This is a genomic window from Natrinema soli (genome assembly GCF_028618695.1).
Genome location: NZ_JAQIVI010000261.1, coordinates 1 through 1,660, shown reverse-complemented (window position 1 = coordinate 1,660; position 1,660 = coordinate 1). Strand labels below are relative to the sequence as shown.

The 1,660-nt window shown below is 67.3% G+C and carries 2 protein-coding genes; both read left to right on the top strand.

Annotation, left to right across the window (positions count from 1 at the left end; translation table 11 throughout):
• The first annotated feature begins 241 nt into the window (after positions 1 to 241).
• Positions 242 to 1,408 carry an enolase C-terminal domain-like protein gene (locus tag PGX04_RS16365; protein ID WP_273739487.1) on the top strand — a complete coding sequence of 389 codons (1,167 nt, stop codon included), beginning with the start codon at positions 242 to 244 and terminating at the stop codon, positions 1,406 to 1,408.
• Between the two features lie 6 nt (positions 1,409 to 1,414).
• On the top strand, positions 1,415 to 1,660 hold a 246-nt coding region (locus tag PGX04_RS16360; protein ID WP_273739486.1), incomplete at its 3' end, for an enoyl-CoA hydratase/isomerase family protein.

Here is a 1,660-nt window from a genome sequence, read left to right as displayed (position 1 = left end):
GACGCCGTCGAAGCCGAGCGCTTCGGCTCGCCGGGCGAGCCCGATCACCTCCGATTGGACGCGGGCGGCCTGCTCGAGCGAGTCGTCGGCCGACAGTACGACGCCGCGGGTCGGCAACACGAATCCGTGGGATACCATACCATCCCGTTTTCCGCGGACCGGGGTAACCCTTTGCGCTCGCCCGGCGAGTGGCCGCGATGCAAACGCATTTGGAACTCGTTAGCTATGTGATGACATACCGATGGCACCAACGATCACGCGAATCGAGTCGATCGAGTTCGGCTACGACCTGCCGGACGTCGGCTACGCGCCCAACGGGTTCAGCATCGTCTACGAGCCCGAAACGACGACCGAACGGAAACTGTTCGCCCTGCGGGTTCACACCGACGAGGGGACGACCGGCGAGTACGTCGGCGGCAACTCGCCGGGTGCCGCACAGCTCAACATGGTCGCCGACTACCTCGTCGGGAAGAACCCGCTCGAGCGCGAGCGCCACTGGAGCGCCTTCAAGCGCGCCCTGCGGAAGTACGACTGGATGGGGATGGGACCGATCGACATCGCGCTGTGGGACTTCGCCGGCAAGTACCGCGACGCGCCGATCCACGAACTGCTCGGAACGTACCGCGACTCCTTCCCGGCCTACGCCTCGACGTACCAGGGCGACCGAAACGGCGGCCTCGACTCGCCCGAGGCGTACGCCGACTTCGCCGAGGAGTGCCTCGAGATGGGCTATCCGGGGTTCAAGATCCACGACTGGGGCGGCGACTGGACCGACCCCGAGGAGACGGCCGAGGTCGTTCGCACGGTCGGCCGACGCGTCGGCGACGAGATGGACCTGATGCTCGATCCGGCCTGCAACCCGGCCACGTTCGCCGACGCGCTGAAGATCGGGAAGGCCTGCGACGAGGCCGACTTCCTCTGGTACGAGGACCCCTACCGCGACGGCGGTGTCTCCCAGCACGCCCACCGGAAGCTCCGCGAGATGCTCGAGACGCCGATCCTCCAGACGGAACACGTCCGCGGGCTCGAGCCCCACGCGGACTTCGTCGCAACGGAGTCGACGGACTTCGTGCGCGCCGATCCCGAGTACGACGGCGGAATCACCGGCGCGATGAAGATCGCTCGCGTGGCGGAAGGGTTCGGGCTGGACGTGGAGTACCACGCGCCGGGACCGGCGCAGCGCCACTGCCTGGCCGCGACGCGCAACAGCAACTACTACGAGGTGGCACTGGTCCATCCGATCTGTCCGAACACCCAGCCGCCGGTGTACGCCAACGACTACTCGGACATGCTCGAGACCGTCGACGCGAACGGACGTGTGCAGGTGCCGGACGGTCCGGGGCTCGGCGTCGAGTACGACTGGGACGAGATCGAGGCCCGCGAGATCGGGCGACGCGTGTACGAGTGAGACGAAATGTCCGAAGACATCCGCTACGAGACGGCCGACGGTATCGCGACGATAACGATCGATCGACCCGAGGTTCTCAACGCCTTCCGGCGGGGGACGATCCTCGACCTCAACAAGGCGCTGCGCGAGGCGGCGGCGGACGACGGCGTCTACGTCGTCGTCCTGACCGGCGCCGAGGGCGGGTTCTGCGCCGGGGCCGACGTCACGGAGATGCCCGACTGGAGTGAACAGTCCGAGGAGGAGTACGCGGGC